Raw genomic sequence first — 20,929 nt, forward strand, 5'->3', positions numbered from 1 at the left:
TATTCTTTGAGGTTTTGTTTCGAATAAAAGGTAAGATTATTAAATGAATGTTACTTCCAGTGATGTATACATTATCACTTTGTTAGGAAGTGTTATTTTGTTACAATATTTTTTGTCTATTAATTCTCTCACATGTATTTGTTACAATATTATTCGATAAAACACTTATTGAAGAATAGTTAAGTTCTAATTTAAATATTTTAAAATTATATGGAGGCTGTAATGATGAGAAAAGTGAAGAAAAATTTGTTAAGTAACATGGATATAATAATATTTTTCTTTGGTATAATTTTTTTAGATTTATATTTTAGATATCAATTAAATTTTAATTTGAATAATTTGAGAGTAATAATGGTAGATTTTTTTCTTAGTTTATTCTTTTGTTCTTTCTTATTTCTCTGTGGAAAGAAAGTTAGGTTATTTATAGGTATACTAATTTTAAGTGTTTTATCAATATTATGTTTCAGTCAGACGCTGCATTATAGTTATTTCTCTACTTTTTTTTCCTTTTCAAAGGCAAGTATTCTTCAAGAATTTTTTCAAGTGAAGAATGAAGCGATGGGTAAAATTACTATTGATTTGTTCGTTTATTTTGTTCCATTGTTGCTTTTCGTTCTATCTAATATTACAAAAGGAAGACAGATTAAATATCCATTTTCAACACGAATTATAATCTTTTTAGTTGTATCTATTTTTACATCTTCTTGTTTATTTTTGACATTTACAAATTATTCTGATAGCATTAAAAAAAGTGAAAGTGACACTTATTTGTATGAATCACTTTATAATAGAGCTAGAGCTGTTGAAAGACTTGGATTGTATTCATATACTTTAAGAGATGCACAATTAACGCTTAAGAATAAAACGGATAATATTGATGAAGAAAAAGCTATGATTGATATATATATTGAAGAACATGGGTATACAAACACTAATAATGAGTTTACCGGGATATTTGAAGGAAAAAACTTAATATTAGTGTTATGCGAATCTTTGTCATCAATCGTCATTGATGAGGAGCTTACCCCAACTTTGTATATGATGAAAACACAGGGAATTAATTTTGATAATCATTATGCACCAGTTTATCAATCCGCAACAGCGGATAGCGAATTTATAAGTCTCACCTCTCAAATACCATCGATAGAAAAAGGACCACTTGCATATGATTTTTATGAAAATGTTTTCCCTAAAGCCTTACCAATAATGTTTAAAGATAAAGGATATTCTGCAAATTCATTTCATTCTTTTAAAAAAGATTTCTATAATCGAGAAACTCTCCATTATTCATATGGTTTTACGTATTTATATGATTGGGTAGACTTAAATTTAGAAAAACGTCCTGAATTTGTTGAAGCATACAATTGGATACATGATAAAGAATTATTCAAAAAAGTAGTTGAAATTACAAATCAAGAGATTAGTGAGCCCTTTTTTGACTTCGTTATTAGTGTTTCCGGTCATATTCCATATGTCAGGGAAAGATACGAACTAGAGTATGATTTGTGGCAAACCATATTACTTCACGGTGAAGCCGGTGAAAAATACTCTACAGAAGCACTTTGTTATTTAGCTGCTCAGAAAACGTTGGATACAGGACTTGAAGCTTTGATTGATGAATTGAATAAAACGGGACAGCTTGAGAATACTGTAATTGCTATCTATGGTGATCATTATCCATACGGATTAACAAAATCAGCAACAAAGGAATTATTTGCCGATTTGTCAAATGACTATGAAATAAATAAAGTTCCTTTTATTATTTGGACACCGGATTTAGAGAAACCGTTTACAATAGATGAAGTAACATCAACTTATGATATTATGCCTACACTATGTAATTTATTTAATCTCAACTTAGAGGGACGGCTTATCATAGGGCGTGATGCCTTATCACAAGCTGAAGGAATAGTCATATTTGAAGATCGGTCGTGGCTGACAGATAGAGCTTATTATGATGCTACAAAAGGGAAAGTAATTAAACTGGATCCATTTATTACGGACCAGGAAATAAACGAAACTAGTGATAAGGTCTTTGAAGAAGTGATGATCAGTCAAAAAATACTAACATCAGACTATTATGCAGAAAAGTACGCAGAGGATGAGTAAGGTTAAAGAAAAAAAACTAAGAAAGTCTTAAAACAGTTTGTTGAAATTAAGGCCGACTTTTTAGAATGTAGGAGAGTTATATTATTGTTAAGGAAAAGAGTTTATATCTGAATTGAATTCTTTAGATTTTGGATATTGTAAAGCGAATAAATAATATGTAGAATACTAATGTCATAAATGAAAAACAATGAAAGGTATGAGCTATGAAAAAGAATATAAGATATCTTATAATGAACGGCTTGTTAATATTAACTGCATTACTCTGTTTTTTTAGTATTTACGGATTAAGTGACGGATTTTTAGTTTCACTGAAAAGTAATGAGCTAACAGTGAATGGAAATTGTAAAATAGAAGATGGAAGAATTACGCTAAATGATAACCAATGTTCGTTTTTGTCTACAGTTTTAGACAAAGGTGAATATAGAGTGAAAATGGATTATAAAAGTGAAGGTAATGTTAGTATTAATATTTTTAGCTCAAAATATGTGGATGAGAATAATGTTGCTGGGAAAAGTTTCGCTTATTCAAATCTTGAAACTTCTGTTATGGAGCAAGAATTCGAAGTGGCACTAGATAAACGTATTAGCGATTTTGAATTTTATTTCTCGGGTTCAGGGGTAATTGAAATCAAAGATATTTCTATAAATTATATAGGAAAATATTATAATGATAATTCTATTTGTAAGATATTACTTGTAGTTTTCTTAATTCTATTAGTTATTATAAATTTTAGCAGAAAATTTCGAGAGACACTTTTAGATAGGAATAACTTTTATATTTTTGCGTTATTGATTATCATTTTTGTTATTGTAAGTTTACCTGTATTGGGAAGTAACAGTCTTCATAATCCGCCTTTTCAAGATTTAGAATATCATTTGAATCGTATACAAGGTTTGGCTGATGCAATTAGAACAGAGCATTTTCCTATACGCATACATTCAAGTGAGTTTGGATATTATGGGCAGGCTGAATCTGTATTCTATCCGGAATTATTTATAATAATTCCTGCTGTATTGCGACTAAGTCATATGTCTATAATGAATTCGTATAGAATATTTGAATTAATAATTAACGCGTCTACGATTATTATTGCTTATATTTCTTTTAAAAGTATTTTTAGAAGTAAGAAAGTAGGATTAGCAGGTGCTACCTTATATACCTTTTCAATATATCGATTAACGGCGCTTTATGTACGAGCTGCGGTAGGTGAATTTTGTGCAATGATTTTTTTCCCTTTGCTTGTTTGGGGAATTTATGAAATGTTTTTTGGAAATGAAAAAAAGTGGTGGTTATCCTCGATTGCAATGACGTGCATTCTGCAAGCTCATTTAATATCTACGGAATTGAGCGCAATTGTATGTGTGTTTTTTGGAATAATGCATTTGCCTATGTTGTTAAAAAATAAAGGTCGGTTTATTTCGGTTATCAAGGCAGTTACATTCTTCATTTTACTCAATTTATGGTGGCTAATTCCATTTTTAGATTTTTCTAATACCGGTATAGGTATCTCGGATTTGAGGGTTGGGATCCAAGAACCAATGATTAAAGAAATATGGAAGTTATTTGCAGTGTTTTATCCACTAGATGCAGGAAATCAAATGCCATTTAGTGTTGGATTGTTATTGTTTATGGGAGGCTGCAGTTATTTAACATTACAATTTAAGAATTCTTTTAGGAATATACCTTATAATAAACAAGGTTTATTATTGGTTTGCTTTGTGGCTGTTTTATTTTGGGGGTCTACAGCCTATTTCCCGTGGAATAACTCTTTTGCCATATTAAAATCCATAGGCAGCACTTTACAGTTTTCGTGGAGAATGATATCTATAGCTACTGTTTTGTTGACTATAGTTTGTTTACTGCAGATTAACTATTTAAACAAGAGTAAAAAAATCAATTTAGTCATAGGCTGTGTATTTGTTTTTTCCATTCTTTTAGCTAGTCCTATAATAGGCAGATATCAACAAGCGATTCCAGTTGTTGCGACAAAGACTTATCGAGCCAATGTTGATGATGACAGATATACGCTTGGTGGATGGTATTTTCCCGCTAATACAGAAATTTATTATTTATACTATGAACCCGGAACTGTTAAAAGTAACCAAGAACTAGAAATTACTAATTTTAAGCGTCGAGGAAGTCATCTAAGCTTTGAATTTAACAATGATGCTGAAAATAACGTCTTAGAATTACCGGTATTATTCTATCCAGGATATGAAGTAAAAGTGAATGAAAAGCCTGTTCCCATTAGGATTAGTAAGAATAATTTAATTGAATTAGAATTAAATCGTTCCGAAGGGAGAATCACTTTAGATTATGTTGGTAAATTGTCATATATAATATGTGATTTAATTTCAGTAATATCTTTAGTTTTACTTGTATCTATAATAGTAAAGGAAAATAAACTATGAAATGGTTAAAATTAATGAGAGTTCACCACTATATAAAAAATATCCTTATATTATTTCCGATGTTTTTCAATGGTTCATTTTTTGATTTTAAATTGTTGCAAGTTAGTTTTTTTGGTTTTTTGGCATTTGGACTAACTTCTTCAATTATTTATATCATCAATGATTTGCGTGATTTAGAAAAAGACAAGAAGCATCCAATCAAGTGTAAACGACCATTAGCTTCAGGTCAAATCAAGAAAAATGAAGCAATATGTATGGTTTTAGGTTTAATGACTATAATCTTAATCATTCATATAAACTATGTACAATTGATTCCATCAGTTAGTTGGCTTCTTTTATACTTTGTTTTAAATTTGTTATATAGTTTAAAATTAAAAAATATGCCTATTATTGATATAGCAATATTAGTTTCAGGTTTTTTAATAAGAGTATTGTATGGGGCGGCGATTACTGGTGTTGTTCTATCGAATTGGCTTATTTTAACTGTTATGTCTGTTTCTTTTTATTTAGCGCTAGGAAAGAGACGAAATGAATATCAAGATCATGGAGAAGAAACTAGAGAAGTGTTAAAATATTATAATTATGAGTTTTTGGATAAAAATATGACTGTCTCTTTGGCTTTATCTGATGTTTTTTATTCATTATGGTGTGTTAATATGATTGATAAAGGAAAATATTCTTCATTTCTAATCTGGACGATCCCCCTTATACTTTTAATACAAATGAAATATAGTTTAAATATAGAAGGGAGTTCGGATGGAGATCCAGTGGAAGTTTTGTTTCATGATAAGATTTTAATTGGCATGGTTGTTGTTTTTTTCTTATTTATGTTTATGGTTTTGTATGGGTGATTTTGTTGAATAGGCGCGAAGAATGATTAAAAAGAACTATCTTATAGTTATAGATTTAAGATTATACTTAATGATTATCTAAATGATATATTCCGTTATTGAATTGTAAACTATTTATAGAATTAGTATAGCTATAGATAATTTGATGCCTATAGCCGAATTATGCATCATTGATAATATAGATTCAATTACAAGCCTATGATCGTAATAATAAGTTTAGAATGAAGTAATAAGTATAAATGGGAGTCTGAATTTATCAAACTTGAGCATAGACAAATTCATATTATAAAATCACAAGACTTTAAAGTGTGTTTTAATGTATTAATGGAATTGAAGTGAGAAAGGAAGTATTATCAGTTAAATGAAGAATATTTGGAGTATAGAGACGAGAAAGAAAATATTGCCATATATTTATTTAGGTGGATTAGTGTGTATAGTTTGTTTATTTATGTTTTTACCTAACTTGATCGCACAAAGACCTGTAGCCTATGGAACCGATTTAAAACCAGAACAATTTTTTTTCAATATGGAATTTACAAATTTAGTGACTAACTTTTTTAAAACCGGGACATTTCCTTTTTATTCATGGTCTTTGTTTTTAGGAACTAATTTTTATTCGTCACAAACTTTCTATGTAATGACAGATATTTTTGGATGGTTAGGATTATTATTCAATAGTATAAATTTTTTTGATAGAGCATTGCTGCTTGAAATCTTAAAGTTTATTTTGTCAGCTTTTGCAATGTATGCTTTTTTAAGTGAAATAATATATAATAAAAAAATACGATGGATTGGGTCAATTGCTTATTCATTTAGTAGCTGGGCTATATTCTATAGCGGTCAACTCATGTTTCATTCCTTTTATGTTTTTGTACCACTCTATTTTCTAGGCATTGAGAGATATTTAAAATATAATAAAAAGCTACTATTTATCATAAGTGTATCTATGCTTGCTTTTTCTAATTGGTATTTCTTTTATACTCTATCTTTCTTTACCCCGGTATACTATATTTATAGGTTTTATATAGTTAATAATGGTTTTGAAAAGTTTATATCTAAAACTGCTAAAATCATAGGTTTATATTTCATAGGTGTTCTAATAACAGGATTTACTTTGATTCCAACAATATTCTATATCAGAGATAACAATCGGTTAGGGTTAACTACTGACATGTTGTTTGCTGATAAACAGATTTATTTACATATACTTAGCGCGATGTTTGTACCTAATTATTTGTATATATATCAAAGTAATGTTTTTGAAACTAATTGGCATGTAACACGTGAACTTTGCATTTGGGCAGGATCTTTTACAGCTTTAGGCATACTAGCTTTACTATCTTATAAAGAAAAAAAATTTCGGAATGCAACTTTATTGGTCTATTTAATTATTATAATTTTACTAATATGTCCAATTGGGAATGCAGCAATGCATGGTTTCAGTGAACCATCATTTAGATGGACTTTTATAATTTCTACTTTTAATATTTTGATAGCATGCCAATGCATGGAAGATGAAGAGAATATTAATAAAAGAAAATTAAAAAAATATGTACTTATTAGTGTGGTTTTATGTGTCTTAGTTGTTCCATTAACTTCATTTGTTAGACATGACTTTTCTGATTTCTTAACTTTATATAAAGAACAGTGGATATTATTTTTACTTTGTGGAGGAATACTGTCAATCTATTCTTTGCTGATATTAAAAAATATAAAAAATAAGATATCCTGGCTTTTAGTCTTAACGGTTGTCGAAACCTCTGTTTTTGGGTGCAGTTTATATAATAAGGTGCTTGATAGATCTGATAGAGGCACTTATGAATTTGTTAATAAAGTTACGCATGTTTTGCAAGATGAAGAAAATGGATTAAATAATTATCTGAACTACTTAAATAAAGAAAACTATGCGGAGTATTACAGAGTCTATGTTCCACATGACTCCTTATATTGGTTTTATAGTCATAATATGTCAGTGGCCTATCAATTAAATGGGTTTATGGTATACGATTCAACATATTCGCCAAGTATAAATAAGCTGAAAGAGTTGGCACCTCAAATTGTAGAATACAACTCTGGTATGATCTTTAATATAAAGGATCCTGATATATTACAATTTTTAAATGTCAAATATGCTCTTGTTATGAATGAAGATGAGTTGCCTGATAAAATAAATTGGAAATTAATAGAGAAAGAGTATAGGGGTAATATACAAGTCTTTGAAAATCAAAATTATAGACCACTAGGAACGACCTACGAAAGAATTATGACCTATGAAGAATACCTTGAGAGTAATTTAAATCTTGATGTTTTAAATGATACAATCTTATGTGAGAAGGAAGACTCTGCTGAAATAAAATCATATTTAAAATCAGAAGTAAAATCTGAATTAACCAATATAGAGTATAGCGGAAATCATTTGACTGGATCTTGCTACAGTGAAAAATCTAGCTTTATGATTATTACTCTGCCATTTGATAAAGGGTGGAAGATTCTTAACAATGGTAAACCAATTGAAACCTATAATGTAAATGGTGGATTTATTGGAATTCCTATTTTTGATGGGGAAAATAAGATAGAAATGTATTTCATTCCGGAAGGGTTTAAATTAGGAGTTTTATTTAGTTGTATTGGTGTAATATTATTTTTTGCTATTATCTTTGGAGAAGCAAGAAGAAAATCAAGAAAAAAAATTTAAATTTATAAGAAGCTCTGAATTTATAGAGCTTTTTTTGATATAATGATGAATATGAGTGAAATGAGGTTATTTTATGAAAAAGAAAGTCTCTATAGTAGTTCCCTGCTATTTTAATGAATTGAATATTCCAGAGACTTATTCAGTTATTAAAAAGGATGTTTTTGAAAAAAATAAAGATATTGACTTTGAAATAGTATTCGTAGATGATGGCTCTAAAGATAAAACATTTGATGAATTGAAAAAAGTTCATGGTATTGACTCAAGGGTTAAAATAGTGAAGTTATCAAGAAATTTCGGTGAATTTCGAGCAATTATTGCAGGCTTGAGTCAAGCTACTGGAGATGCGATGGTAGTGATGAGCGCTGATTTGCAAGATCCTCCATATTTGATTGGGGAGATGATTCAATATTGGCAAGCAGGTGAAAAAGTAGTTATTGCAGCAAGAAATAAACGGAATGAACCTTGGATAAAAAACTTTTTTGCGAATACATACTATAAAATAGTAAGAAAGTTAGTTATTAAGGATTATCCTGAACAAGGATTTGATTTCTTTTTGATTGATAGAAGTGTTTCAAGTATCTTAGTGAATATGCAAGAAAAAAATTCTTCCATTTATGTACAATTAATTTGGACAGGTTTTAATCCTAAAGTTATTGAGTACACAAGACAAGCACGTGAAAAAGGGAAATCGATGTGGTCCTATGGAAAAAGAATAAATCTGTTTATTGATACTTTTATTGTGTTTTCATATACTCCGATCAGATGGATAAGTGGATTTGGAATCTTAATGAGTATCAGTGGTTTTATCTCAGCTTTAATTCTTATTTATGATAAATTAATGCATGGAACTAATGTAGCTGGATGGACCTCTCTGATGGTTGTTGTCTTAGTGCTAGCGGGCGTTCAAATGATTATGTTAGGAGTAATTGGTGAATATATGTGGAGAAATTTAGATGAGTCGAGGAAACGACCTCTATATATTATTGATCAAATAATTGAAGGTGATGAGAATGAATAACGTATATTTACAAGCATTTAAAGCGCATGGAAGCGATAACGATGGTTATCTTAGCGCTATTGAAAGGAATACTGGGTTGCCGTTTGATATTAAACGAGTATATACGGTTATTGATACAAAGGAAGGAAATATCAGAGGGTTTCATGCCCATAAAAGTCTTTATCAAATCTTTTTTGCTTTAAAGGGAAGAATTGTGGCCTATTGTGAAAATCCGGAAGGAGAACAAGAAAAGTTCGAATTAAATGATCCTCATGTTGGGCTTATCTGTGGACCACATATATGGCATACATTGACATATTATGATGATGCAATATTGATGGTTTTAGCAAGCGAAGGTTATGATGAAGCAGACTATATAAGAGATTATAATGAATTTAGAAAATTGAAAGAAGGAAAACTATGAAAGTAGAAAATAATCAATTGCGTCCTCAATATTTAATGTATAAAGAAGAATATTTAAAAAAAGTTGAAGAAGTTCTTGATAGTGGATGGTATGTATTGGGGAATGAAGTCAGATGTTTTGAAAAGGAATTTGCAGAATATAATGAGGCAAAATATTGTGTGGGAGTAGCTAGCGGGCTCGATGCATTAATACTCGCTTTTGAAGCGTTGCATTTAAATCAGGGAGATGAAGTTATCGTGCCAGCCAATACGTACATTGCATCTATTATGGGTTTCACTAAGAATGGATTAATTCCAAAATTTGTTGAACCAGATGAGTTTTACAATATTGATCCTTCAAAAATAGAAGATGCAATAGGTGAAAGAACTAAAGCTATATGCGTTGTACATTTATATGGCCAAATAGCGAATATGCCTGAAATAATGCGAATTGCAAAAAAATATAAATTGAAAGTGATTGAGGATTGCGCGCAATCGCATGGTGCTTCAATAAATAGCAAAAAGTGTGGTACTTGGGGCGATGTTGGTTGTTTTAGCTTTTATCCGACAAAGAATCTAGGGGGATTTGGTGATGGAGGTGCTATTATAACTGATAATCAAGATATTGATGAAGAAATAAGAATGATGAGAAATTATGGCTCAAAAAAAACGTATTATTTTGAAAAAGTTGGGCATAATTCACGGTTAGATGAACTTCAAGCAGGAATGCTTCGAGTTAAATTAAAGCATCTTGATGAATTGACATCACAGAGAAGAAAAGATGCATTAAGATATATAGAAAAAATTAGAAATCCAAGAATTAAGCTTCCAAAAATGCAATTTGGAGAAGCCGGGCATGTATTTCATTTGTTTGTTGTTCAAGTAGAAAATCGAGATAGTTTTATGAATTACTGTACCGAAAAAGAGATTGGATTAAATATACATTATCCACAGCCTCCACACTTAAGTGAAGCGTATAAATACTTAGGATATGATCTTGGAGATTTTCCAATTACTGAAGATATCGCTAATAAAGTCGTTACACTCCCTCTGTATAATGGAATAGCAATAGAACAAATAAACTATGTAGTTGATATGTTAAATAAATACGTTGGTTGATTAAAATGGTAGTTAAGTAGGTGATATGATGAACGATAGTAAATACAATAAAATATTTTCAGTATTTATAGTTTGTGTTCTAACTATTGTAGGTGTTTTAATTTTTATTTTACCTAATGAAGAAATATCTACTATAGAAAATCGCAAATTATCTATGGTTGACTCATTGAAAAATAAAAGTTATATGAAGGGGGAGTTTCAAAATCAACTTGAAGATGTACTCTCTGATCAGTTTTTAGGGAGATATAATTTTGTCAAAATAAAGAAAAAATTGGATTATGACTTTCTAAATCTTGCTTATTTTAATACAGACTTAGATTTAGTGTTACGACCACTTGGGGAAAGCGGTGTTAGTCAGATAGGAAATTCAAAATATATGATGGATAACTTACTTGTATATGATGATGTTTCAAATCAAAGAATTATTGATAAAGCAGATCAAATAAATAGATTTCAAAAAAGAAATTCGAATATTGAAGTTTATGTATATTTGCCTGTGAATTTACATGAGACAGGACTTTTTGATGAGGCTAATGACGTTGATTCAGCTGGAAAATACTACACGAAAACCTTAGAAGATTCTATAGAAGTTCCGTTTAATAAATTAATTATTCAATCAGAAGATGATATCTATAAATATTATCAATCTAGTGATCATCATTTAAATAATAAAGGTTTGGATAAAATGTATCATGATATAATGGATTTGATTGGGGAAGAAGCAAAAGAACCCATTGATGAAGATTGTCATGTGGGAATGAATTTCTATGGAACATATTCATCTAGAACGGGATATATTCTAGAACCAGATCAGTTCTGTAAATATAGCTATGATATTGGGGCTTATAATGTGATTTATAATGATCAAATGATCAAAAAAACGGGAGAGAATGATTTTAAAAACTTAAATATTAATGAAATCAATGAAGAATATCCTTATTTTTATAATTATGCATACGATAGCTATGAGCCTTTAGCCATGTATGACTTTAAGCAAGAAAATAAAAAGAATGTTCTATTAGTTGGTGATTCATTGAGTCGAGGATTCATAGAAACGTTTGCATCTTCATTTAATAAGACATATAGATTAGTGCCATATGATTATACCATGCAAAATAACAAGTATTTTGACTATGATAAATTTGTAGAAGAAAATGATATAGACATAGTTATTTTTTGTTACGGATTGGTAAATTATTATTATCAAGACAAATGGGGAGATCGCTGGTTACAAACGACTATAGAAGAAAGCTCAACTAAGTGAGGTGATTGTCAATGCTTTTCAGTAGTTTAACATTTTTGTTTGTTTATTTACCAATGGTATTAATACTATACTATTTGGTAAAAAGTAGAGCTAAGAAAAACTTAGTATTATTGATCTTTTCACTTCTCTTTTATTCTTGGGGAGAACCCAGATTAGTTTGTTTGATGTTACTCGAAGTCCTTGTGACTTTTATTTTAGTATTAAAGATGAGCAAAGCGCATGATCAAGAAAAAAAGAGGAAGTATTTAATTCTAGAAATAGTATTTATTATTGCGTTTTTATTTTTATTTAAATATTATGATTTCTTTATTGTAAGGATATTAAAACTAAATAGTCTGGCTCTTTCGATTAGTTTACCAATAGGAATTAGTTTTTATTCCTTTCAAATTATTTCTTATGCCGTAGATGTTTACAGGGGACAAGTTGAAGTTCAGAAAAATGTATTTGATCTAATCTTATATGTATCTTTTTTTCCCCAATTGATTGCTGGTCCTATTGTTAGGTACAGTACAATAGTCAAAGAACTTAAAAATAGAAATGAAAACTTTAATGATTTTGCATATGGCATGAGACGTTTCATAATAGGTTTAGGTAAGAAGGTAATAATTTCTAATCAAATGGCAATTGTTTCTGATAAAGTTTTTTTATCCACAAACATCTTTTCATTTTCAATTGGAATTTATTGGTTGGCTGCAGTGAGTTTCATGTTCCAGATTTATTTTGATTTTAGTGGATATAGTGATATGGCCATAGGGTTAGGGAGGATGTTTGGTTTCCATTTCTTAGAGAATTTTAATTATCCTTACATTTCAACATCAGTCACAGATTTTTGGAGAAGATGGCACATGTCACTATCATCTTGGTTTAGAGACTACGTTTATATTCCTTTAGGTGGGAATCGTGTATCGAAATTTCGATGGATAATGAATATTTTAACTGTGTGGTGTTTAACTGGTTTGTGGCATGGCGCCTCTTTTAATTTTGTGTTATGGGGGTTATATTATGGTGTCCTTTTAATCGTAGAAAAACTGTTCTTAGGAAAAGTATTAAAAAAATTACCCGGATTAAATTGGATTATAGTCATGTTCTTAGTTTTGTTTGGTTGGGTTCTTTTCAATGCTCCGAGTGGTGAGACCGCTTTATTTATGATCAAGAAAATGTTATCTGGTTTTGAAGGGATAAATCGCTCTACATTAAATAATCTAAATATTTTATATTTGTGGGAATACTATGTAATTGCTTTAATAGGTTGCTTTCCTCTATGTAAAAAAGTTGGCTTAAAAATTTTCAATACTAAGTATGGAAAAATAATTTGTGATCTGTATTTGTTATTTGTTTTTTTCCTGTGTGTGATGTTTTTAGTGAATAATTCTTATAATCCTTTCATTTATTTTAAATTTTAATTATTTAGAAAACATGAGGTGTCAAATGAAATACTTAGTTGGTAGCTTATATCCTATTTTGTTGATTCTAATAGCTATGATTTTGTTGAACAACAAAAATATTAGGGAAACGATTAAAAACAATAAAAAATCAATTTTAATTTTCTTAGTATTTAATTTTGTATTGATCAATGCAATGTTATTTCTACATTTGCGACAAGAACAGTTTATTGCCTATTGGGATTTTGGCGGCTTTTGGCGTAAATCAGTTGAATTTAATCAGATGATGGATCGAAGTGTAAAAGAAGCCTTGGATAACCTTTGGTTTTCATTGAACTATTCAGAATACTCATATTTACCCGAATGGTTCTTATATCTGCCTACGCAGTTATTAGGAAGCTCTTATCCGCGGTTTATTTTAGCTATGTTTAATAGTTTTGTGCTTCCTGCTAATTTAATATTGTATATTTTTAGCTTGATGGTTTTAGGAGATAAACAATCAATGCTGAAAAAAGCTTTCCTGGGATTTTTTATCGCTACCTTTTCGGGTAATTTATATTCCATGGTTTTCGGATATATCGGCAGTGCAGGTTTACCTTTTATTACCAGTATCTTGCTATTAGTTTATGCGGGCGGCTTAGATACATTTGACTGGAAAAATAATGTCTTTATTGGGATATCTATGATAATTCTATTGTTAGTTAGACGATGGTTTGCTTATTGGATTGTAGGTTTCTATATTGCTTATACTTTAGCATATTTAATAAAGGAAGGGTCTGCGCACTCTCTTACAAAGTCAAAAATAAAAGTACAATTTATGAATATGCTTGTTTGCGGCATCATTCCATTAACCATACTATTAACTTTATTCTTCCCTTTATTTAAAACAATCACAACTTATAACTATGCTGAAGCATATTCTGTAGCAAAGGTTGGTGGGGCTGCTTATGTTATTGGCTGGTTCATTCAATTTTACGGTTGGCTTTTAATCATTTTGCTAATCATCGGGTTCTTTTATGGGATTAAATCGAAAGAACATCGTCTAATTACTTGTTTATGTGTTATCCAAACATTAGTTGCTGTTATTTTATTTAATCGTGTACAAAGCTTTGGATCTCATCATTATTACATTATTAATGGCCCTGTGATGATTCTGATGATTTTTGGTTTAAAGAAGGTTCTTGATTGTTTATCTGATAAGAAGAGTGTTGCACTTCTTGCGGCTTCTGCTTGCTTAATTTGTATAAATTTTTCAAAAACAGTGGTATTTGGCAAAAATCCCAAAGTTGATGTATTCTTAGATAAATTAAATGTGTTGATATCAGCGCCTTTTCCTGATTTGAGAATCCGTAATGATCTTGATCAAATCCGAAATATGGCAGAATTTCTAGATAAGACGCCTAATGAATATGAATACGTATATGTTTTATCTAATTCTGTATTATTTAACGATGATATGTTAAGAAATGCCTTTTTTCCAGAGAAGAATGAAGGGGTAGCAAATTTGTTGGTTGCTGATGCTTATGATTACCGCGATGGAATACCCGCTGATTTTTTTCAGTATTACTATATTGTTGTTGCGGATCCTATTCAACTTCAGTTTGGTGCAGAAAATCAGAAATGTGTCAGTATATTAGCAGAATTTATGCTGAATTCTGAAGAGTATGGTCCTTATTATCGTATAGTTAGAGAATATGATTTAGACAATGATGTGCATATCAATATTTATCAAAGAGTAGAACAAGTTCCAAATGAAATGCGAAAAGAAATTAGTGATCGCTATCGGAGTTTTTACCCACATAATCCAGAACTTTATGAGTTTAATTTGTTATCAGAATAAGTAGGGAGCGTTATATAGCTAATATGAAAGCATGGATATCCAGAAATAAAAACTTAATATTTATGTTGTTAGCAGCCATATTTATGATTTTTGGCATATATATTTTAGGCGGACGTGAATTCTTATTTAATGCTGATCAGCGACTGCAGTATAATTATTTTTATGATGAATGGCTGAGATTAATTGAAAAGTTTATAACAAATGGAGAATTCCCGTTTTATTCGTGGAATACCTTTTTAGGGAATAATTTTTACGCGTCAAAAGCGTATTATGTTGTTGGCGATATATTTCTTCCATTTCTCTTTTTAATGCGCAGCAATTTGGATGTAGCACTGATGATCGAATCATTAACGCTAATTTTTTTATCGGGGTTATTCTTTTCGGGTTATCTTAATGCATATGGTTTTAAAAATAATAATGTTATTCTGTTGCTCTCTTTAATATATGCATTATCAGGTACATCTACAATTTTTGTGGGTCAATATATGTTTCATCGCTTTTATGCTTTTTTTCCGTTGTTGCTTTGGGGGATTGAATGCTATTTCAACAGAAATAAAAAGTGTTTATTCATCTTTTCAGTTTTTCTTTTGTTTATAACCAATTATTATTTAATGTTTCCGACCACACTGTTTTTGCCTTTATATTTCTGGCATACGTGGATACGCAGATATTCGTTTAATATAAAGAAGTTTTTTGCAAAAGCTTTCATTTTAGTGTTTTATTATTTTATAGGTTTTTTCATGGGATGTATTATTGTTTTACCTGCAATTTTGTATATGTTAGGGAATTCCCGATTAGGTGAATATAATACGTGGAATAATTTTTGGGAATTTCGAGTTTATATGGGTTTTCTTTTTAGTTATATTACACCTCCTGCGACACTTTATACAACCATTCCTTATATTTTTGTCAGTGGTTTTAATGGACATGACTATTGGTATTCAATTTATGCTTCTGTACTAGGCTGTATAACATTGTTTAGCTCGCTGATTTTTAGTAATAAAAAATTTAGAATCACGACGGTAATTCCTTATCTAATTTTGCTGACCATAGCCTTCTATAAACCATTTAATTCTGTTATGCACGGTTTATCCCAACCCTCATTTCGCTGGTCGTTTTTGATATTTACTTTTGGATTGTTAATGACTGGTTATGTCTTAGAACATATTCATGATTGGACAAACAAATTGATTAAAGGTTATGCTGTTTATGTGATTTTGTATATAATCTATTTAGTCATTGGCTTTATGAACAAAACCGTTGTTTTGCCTGATCATAATTATCATTTATTGCTGAGTTTAATTTATTTACTGGTTGGCGGAATTTACTGCATATTCATAAAGAAAGGCCTGATTAAGTTTTTATATTTTTGCGTATACCTTGAATTGTGTTTTAGCATGACATTGACATGTTGGAATTTAAGTAAGGATTATCGTTCGTTTATTCCGTCTATTGATAGAAATATATTAAAATATTGGCAGGATGTAGATGAAGACCTTATGTTTAGAATTTATATCAATCCAGACGAACTGATGCCGATCAGTGATATGAATAAAAATCAATCCTTACCTTTGGGATATATGTCAACTGCTACTTATGATTCTACTTATGAACCAGAGTTAACAGAATATTTGAAGAACAATGGAATAAACTGGCATAATGTTAACCTGAATTCAGAGGAACAATTAAAATCTTTAGGTGTAAAATATATCTTAGTTAAAAACCAACAGGAACTGCCTCAAGAATTAAGCGTAACAAAGGCGTTTGATATTAATGAATATCAAGCTTGGAAGCTTCAGGACTTTAAGTCCATTGGCTTAACCTATTCTTCATATGTTAGTGAAAACCAAGTAAATCCGAATCATTTAGCAAGTTGGGATTGGGATGAATCGTTAAAAGATCAAATGACGTCGTGGACATGGAGTACAACATTAATTATTCCAGAGATTTTAATGAATCGAGTTGCTAATTCAGAGGAACCGCAAGTTTCGTTTACTGTTACGGAGAAGTATAACAATGGAATAAAAGGTTATATAGAGGTAGTAAATGAGCCTTCGATTTTATATTTTTCAATACCCTACAGTAAAGGCTGGAAAGCTGTTGATAATGACAATTCTATTCCTATTTATAAAGTGAATAATGGATTTATAGGAATGTTGTTAGAGCCAGGTTATCATCAAATCCAGTTAAATTTTACACCCTATGGTTTTAAAGGTGGATCTGTTTTGAGTTTACTTGGCGGACTTGGATTTGTCATTGTGATCTTAAATGAACACAAGGAAATTAAAAGTAAGACACTAAAAAAATTTAGAAAATCTTAATTTGACATGCATTCATAAGTTTCCTATAATGACAAACATGAACACATTAAAAATAATAAGAAATCTGATTTTGATTTTATTGATAGCGATAGTGAGCGGGCTGGCTCTGAACACTATCGCTTTTTCACTTCCTGTTCAGCCCGTAAAAGAAAATCTTACAGAGAACCTGGAAGTTTTTGAAAAGGAAATGGAGTCGGAATATTTCAGGGTTATCGAAAACGATGACGCCACCATGCTGGATTTATATACGGATGCTCTGATGATGAATACGATGATTTATGAGAGTGATCAAAGTAACTTTATTAATGCTGTGGCAGCACATCATTATTTCAACGAGGAACAAACGATGCAACAAAGCTTTCTGGATCTTGTTGAAGAAAAGACAGAAGGGAAAGAGGTCTACGCCTATGCACGATATTGGCATGGATACCTGCTGCCGCTAAAGCTGGCATTGTCTTCAATGACCTATCTCGACTTTCGCATCTTAAACCTGTTTTTACAAATCCTTTTGTTAGGTCTGGCTGTAAAAACAATGGCGGAACAGGGCGGCAGGAAGCTAGTGATCCCCTTATTAGTTGCTTTTGTCTTTCTAATGCCTGTCGCTACGGCCTATTGCTTACAGTATTCGTTTATTGTGTATATCACATTGATTGCGACGATTCTATTATTTCATTTCCGAGAGAACCTGGATCAAAGAAAAAATGCGATTTATTTCTTTTTCATTATCGGAGTGGTGACCAATTACTTTGACCTGTTGACTTATCCTCTGATTACGTTTGGAATTCCGGCGGTTCTTTTGTTATTCAGCGGTAAAAAGAAAACGACTATTTTAGAATCTTTGATCACTTTTGCGGCGATAGCCTGCGCCTGGATCGGTGGTTATGCCCTGATGTGGGTGGGGAAGTGGACTGTAGCTACGCTGGTTCTTCATGAGAATATTTATCTGGATGCGATCCAACAGATTATTCTGCGTACTAACGATGAAGTGAAGAATTTGGAACTAACCTATTCCATGGTATTAGAAAAAAATCTGAAATTGCTGCAGCGTTTACCCTATGCTCTTTTATTCTATATTCCATTAATAACGAAAATTCCTTCAATCGTCGCTTTACTGATTCACGATCAACGGGTATTCTTTCAGAAAATACTGATAATGGCCTGTTTCGTATGTGTCCCCTTAGTTTGGATTCTTGTTTTGCGGAATCATTCATTTATGCATTATTTTTATACGTATCGTATTTTAATTATTGCTTCATTCGCAATTCAGTGCGCTGCTTTTTCAACCCTGTCATTATTGCGAAATGCTGAAGAGTAAGTTTATAGCGTGTTTTCTTCTCTGAAAAATTCACAACCCGAATTAAATTCTGGTATACTATAAAAGGTGATGAAAATTGAAACATCTTGTCAGTGTCATTGTTCCAGTCTATAACGTGCAAGCCTATCTTGACCGATGTGTTCAGTCAATTGTAGATCAGACGTATTCAAATTTGGAAATTCTTTTAATTGATGACGGCTCAACGGATGAGTCATATCGATTAATGCAGAACTGGGCTGAAAAAGACAAACGAATTCATTTGCTTCAAAAGACAAATGGCGGATTAAGCGATGCCCGGAATTTTGGAATCCAAAGAGCGCAGGGAGAATACTTAGCGTTTATCGACAGCGATGATTTTATTCGCCCGGCGATGATCGAAAAAATGTTGGCGGCGATGGTCGAGCAGCAAGCTCAAATCAGTGTTTGTGATATGGAGTATCTCTATGATGACGGCCGGGTCGAATTTGCCAGCGGCGGAGAGTTTGCTGTAGGGGATGTGAAAACCCATCCGGAATTAATTCGTATGAATAACAGCGCTTGTAATAAGCTTTTCGCTCGTTCTCTGTTTCAGGACATTGAATTTCCGGTTGGAAAATGGTATGAAGATTTGGCAACGATTCCGATGATCTGCTTTAATGCGGAACGGATTGTGAAAGTGAACGAAGCGTTTTATGTTTATTATCAGCGGACAGGTTCGATCGCGCACAGCGCAAATCCTAAAATATTTGATATCTATAAAGCGATTCAGCGAGTCATTGAATATATAGAGGTTCATTGCGATGATACATCTTTGAAAAACCACTTTATTCAGGAAATGAAGCATTGCTATATCATCCATGGATTAGATTTAACAACGCTGCGGATCAAGGACTTTGATGAATCGGAAGACAGGGAAAAGTATTTGGCGGAGAACATGAAGCAATTAAAACAGTGTTATCCGGAATGGGAGCAGGATACATTTGTAAAATCAGCGGGATTGAAGAAAAAACTGATCATTGCACTGTTGAAGAGGAAACAATGGAAGGCGGTGCTCGGCATTTATGACCGGTCAAAATCAGCGTGACAAACGCAGAATTTTATTTGTTAACGATGAAATGGAAATGGGCGGCGTTGCCCGCGTTTTAAATACATTGATGAAAAATCTTGATCAGCAGGTATATCAAATCGATTTGTTGGTCTTACATAAAACAGGCACACTGCTTCAGGATATCCCGGAGGGGGTGCGCGTGATTGAAGGAACATCGTTTTTTAACGCCGTGGACAGCCCGCTCAAAGAATTACTGAAAAAGGGAGACCTTCCGCACCTTTTCAGTAAGCTGCGCTTGCTGCTGTACATGAAAACAGGATTGATCCGCAGTAAAATCCTCAAAGAACGAAAAAAGATGCTGTCCGGCGTCTATGATGTGGAAATGGCGGCGAAAGAGGGATTCTGTACAATCTTTACCGCTTATGGCAATAGTAAGCGGAAAGTCAATTGGGTATTGACTGATTACAGTGTCTGCAATTACTCTGCGAATCATATGCGATTGGTGAAGTCTGCTTTGCAGAAAATTGATCTGAATATTGCGGATTCAGCGGAAGCCACGGAGGCCTATAAAAAGGTCTTCGGAATTCAGAATGTCATAACGATTCATAATCTGATGAATACTGAAAAAGTAGAAAAAGGAAAGACAAAAACAGAAGATCAAGCAGAGATAGATCCTTCAAAACTGAATGTGATTTCGGTGATCCGATTTCATCCGCAAAAGGCAGCGGATCGATTGCTGCTGGCGCATAAATATGTGCTGGATCAAGGGATTGAACATGAACTTTATTTAATCGGCGGCGGCGAGCAGGAAGCGATGTTATTGAAAATGCAGAAAGATCTGAATCTGACGCACGTTCATTTCCTGGGCTTTAAAACAAATCCGTATGCCGATATCCGGGCTTGCGACTTGTTTGTTCTGCCTTCTTTGTATGAAGGTTTCGCGACGGTGATCAATGAATCGTTTATTGCCGGAACACCGGTCTTGTCGACGGAGGTTGCTGGCGTTCATGAACAGATCACTGCGCCGCATTTTGGATGGATTGTTGAGAATAGCCAGAAAGGCTTGAACGAAGGCTTGCTGAACGCGTTGCTATCGAAGGATCAGCTGCAGGAGATGAAACGGCAGCTGCAGGGGTATCATTATCCGAATGATGAAATCATCCGAAAGTTTACAGAAGTTTTATAACGGAGGCGGA

Annotated in this window: 14 protein-coding genes; all 14 read left to right on the forward strand. The window is 31.9% G+C overall.

The window, feature by feature from the left end; genetic code table 11:
- The first annotated feature begins 225 nt into the window (after nt 1–225).
- Nucleotides 226–2,109, forward strand: a complete 1,884-nt coding sequence (locus I2G61_RS08600) for an LTA synthase family protein (RefSeq protein WP_229100720.1) — start codon at nt 226–228, stop codon at nt 2,107–2,109.
- A gap of 230 nt (nt 2,110–2,339) precedes the next feature.
- Complete coding sequence (locus I2G61_RS08605; RefSeq protein ID WP_195548151.1) at nt 2,340–4,520, forward strand: hypothetical protein; 2,181 nt, start codon at nt 2,340–2,342, stop codon at nt 4,518–4,520.
- Nucleotides 4,517–5,371, forward strand: coding sequence for a UbiA prenyltransferase family protein (locus I2G61_RS08610; protein WP_195548152.1), 855 nt, complete (start codon nt 4,517–4,519; stop codon nt 5,369–5,371). The genes I2G61_RS08605 and I2G61_RS08610 overlap by 4 nt, the downstream gene beginning before the upstream one ends.
- Nucleotides 5,372–5,732: 361 nt before the next feature.
- On the forward strand, nt 5,733–8,066 hold the full coding sequence (locus tag I2G61_RS08615) for a YfhO family protein (protein WP_195548153.1): 2,334 nt from the start codon (nt 5,733–5,735) through the stop codon (nt 8,064–8,066).
- 73 nt (nt 8,067–8,139) lie between these two features.
- Complete coding sequence (locus tag I2G61_RS08620) at nt 8,140–9,084, forward strand: glycosyltransferase family 2 protein (RefSeq protein ID WP_195548154.1); 945 nt, start codon at nt 8,140–8,142, stop codon at nt 9,082–9,084.
- Complete coding sequence (locus tag I2G61_RS08625) at nt 9,077–9,487, forward strand: FdtA/QdtA family cupin domain-containing protein (RefSeq protein WP_195548155.1); 411 nt, start codon at nt 9,077–9,079, stop codon at nt 9,485–9,487. Before I2G61_RS08620 ends, I2G61_RS08625 begins: the two co-directional genes overlap by 8 nt.
- Nucleotides 9,484–10,584 carry a DegT/DnrJ/EryC1/StrS aminotransferase family protein gene (locus I2G61_RS08630; protein ID WP_195548156.1) on the forward strand — a complete coding sequence of 367 codons (1,101 nt, stop codon included), beginning with the start codon at nt 9,484–9,486 and terminating at the stop codon, nt 10,582–10,584. Before I2G61_RS08625 ends, I2G61_RS08630 begins: the two co-directional genes overlap by 4 nt.
- 28 nt (nt 10,585–10,612) lie before the next feature.
- Nucleotides 10,613–11,848: a hypothetical protein gene (locus I2G61_RS08635; RefSeq protein ID WP_195548157.1), complete on the forward strand. Its 1,236-nt coding sequence runs from the start codon at nt 10,613–10,615 to the stop codon at nt 11,846–11,848.
- A gap of 11 nt (nt 11,849–11,859) precedes the next feature.
- Nucleotides 11,860–13,251: an MBOAT family protein gene (locus I2G61_RS08640; RefSeq protein WP_195548158.1), complete on the forward strand. Its 1,392-nt coding sequence runs from the start codon at nt 11,860–11,862 to the stop codon at nt 13,249–13,251.
- A 25-nt stretch (nt 13,252–13,276) separates the two neighbouring features.
- Nucleotides 13,277–15,070, forward strand: coding sequence for a hypothetical protein (locus tag I2G61_RS08645; protein WP_195548159.1), 1,794 nt, complete (start codon nt 13,277–13,279; stop codon nt 15,068–15,070).
- 23 nt (nt 15,071–15,093) lie between these two features.
- Nucleotides 15,094–17,391, forward strand: a complete 2,298-nt coding sequence (locus tag I2G61_RS08650; protein ID WP_072686014.1) for a YfhO family protein — start codon at nt 15,094–15,096, stop codon at nt 17,389–17,391.
- A 37-nt stretch (nt 17,392–17,428) separates the two neighbouring features.
- Nucleotides 17,429–18,706, forward strand: coding sequence for a hypothetical protein (locus tag I2G61_RS08655; RefSeq protein ID WP_139248681.1), 1,278 nt, complete (start codon nt 17,429–17,431; stop codon nt 18,704–18,706).
- A gap of 76 nt (nt 18,707–18,782) precedes the next feature.
- Complete coding sequence (locus I2G61_RS08660; protein ID WP_195548160.1) at nt 18,783–19,769, forward strand: glycosyltransferase; 987 nt, start codon at nt 18,783–18,785, stop codon at nt 19,767–19,769.
- Nucleotides 19,747–20,919 carry a glycosyltransferase gene (locus tag I2G61_RS08665; protein ID WP_195548161.1) on the forward strand — a complete coding sequence of 391 codons (1,173 nt, stop codon included), beginning with the start codon at nt 19,747–19,749 and terminating at the stop codon, nt 20,917–20,919. Before I2G61_RS08660 ends, I2G61_RS08665 begins: the two co-directional genes overlap by 23 nt.
- Nucleotides 20,920–20,929 lie beyond the last annotated feature (10 nt).

The sequence above is a fragment of the Holdemania sp. 1001095H_141210_F2 genome (genome assembly GCF_015558105.1).
Taxonomy (GTDB): Bacteria; Bacillota_I; Bacilli_A; order Erysipelotrichales; family Erysipelotrichaceae; genus Holdemania.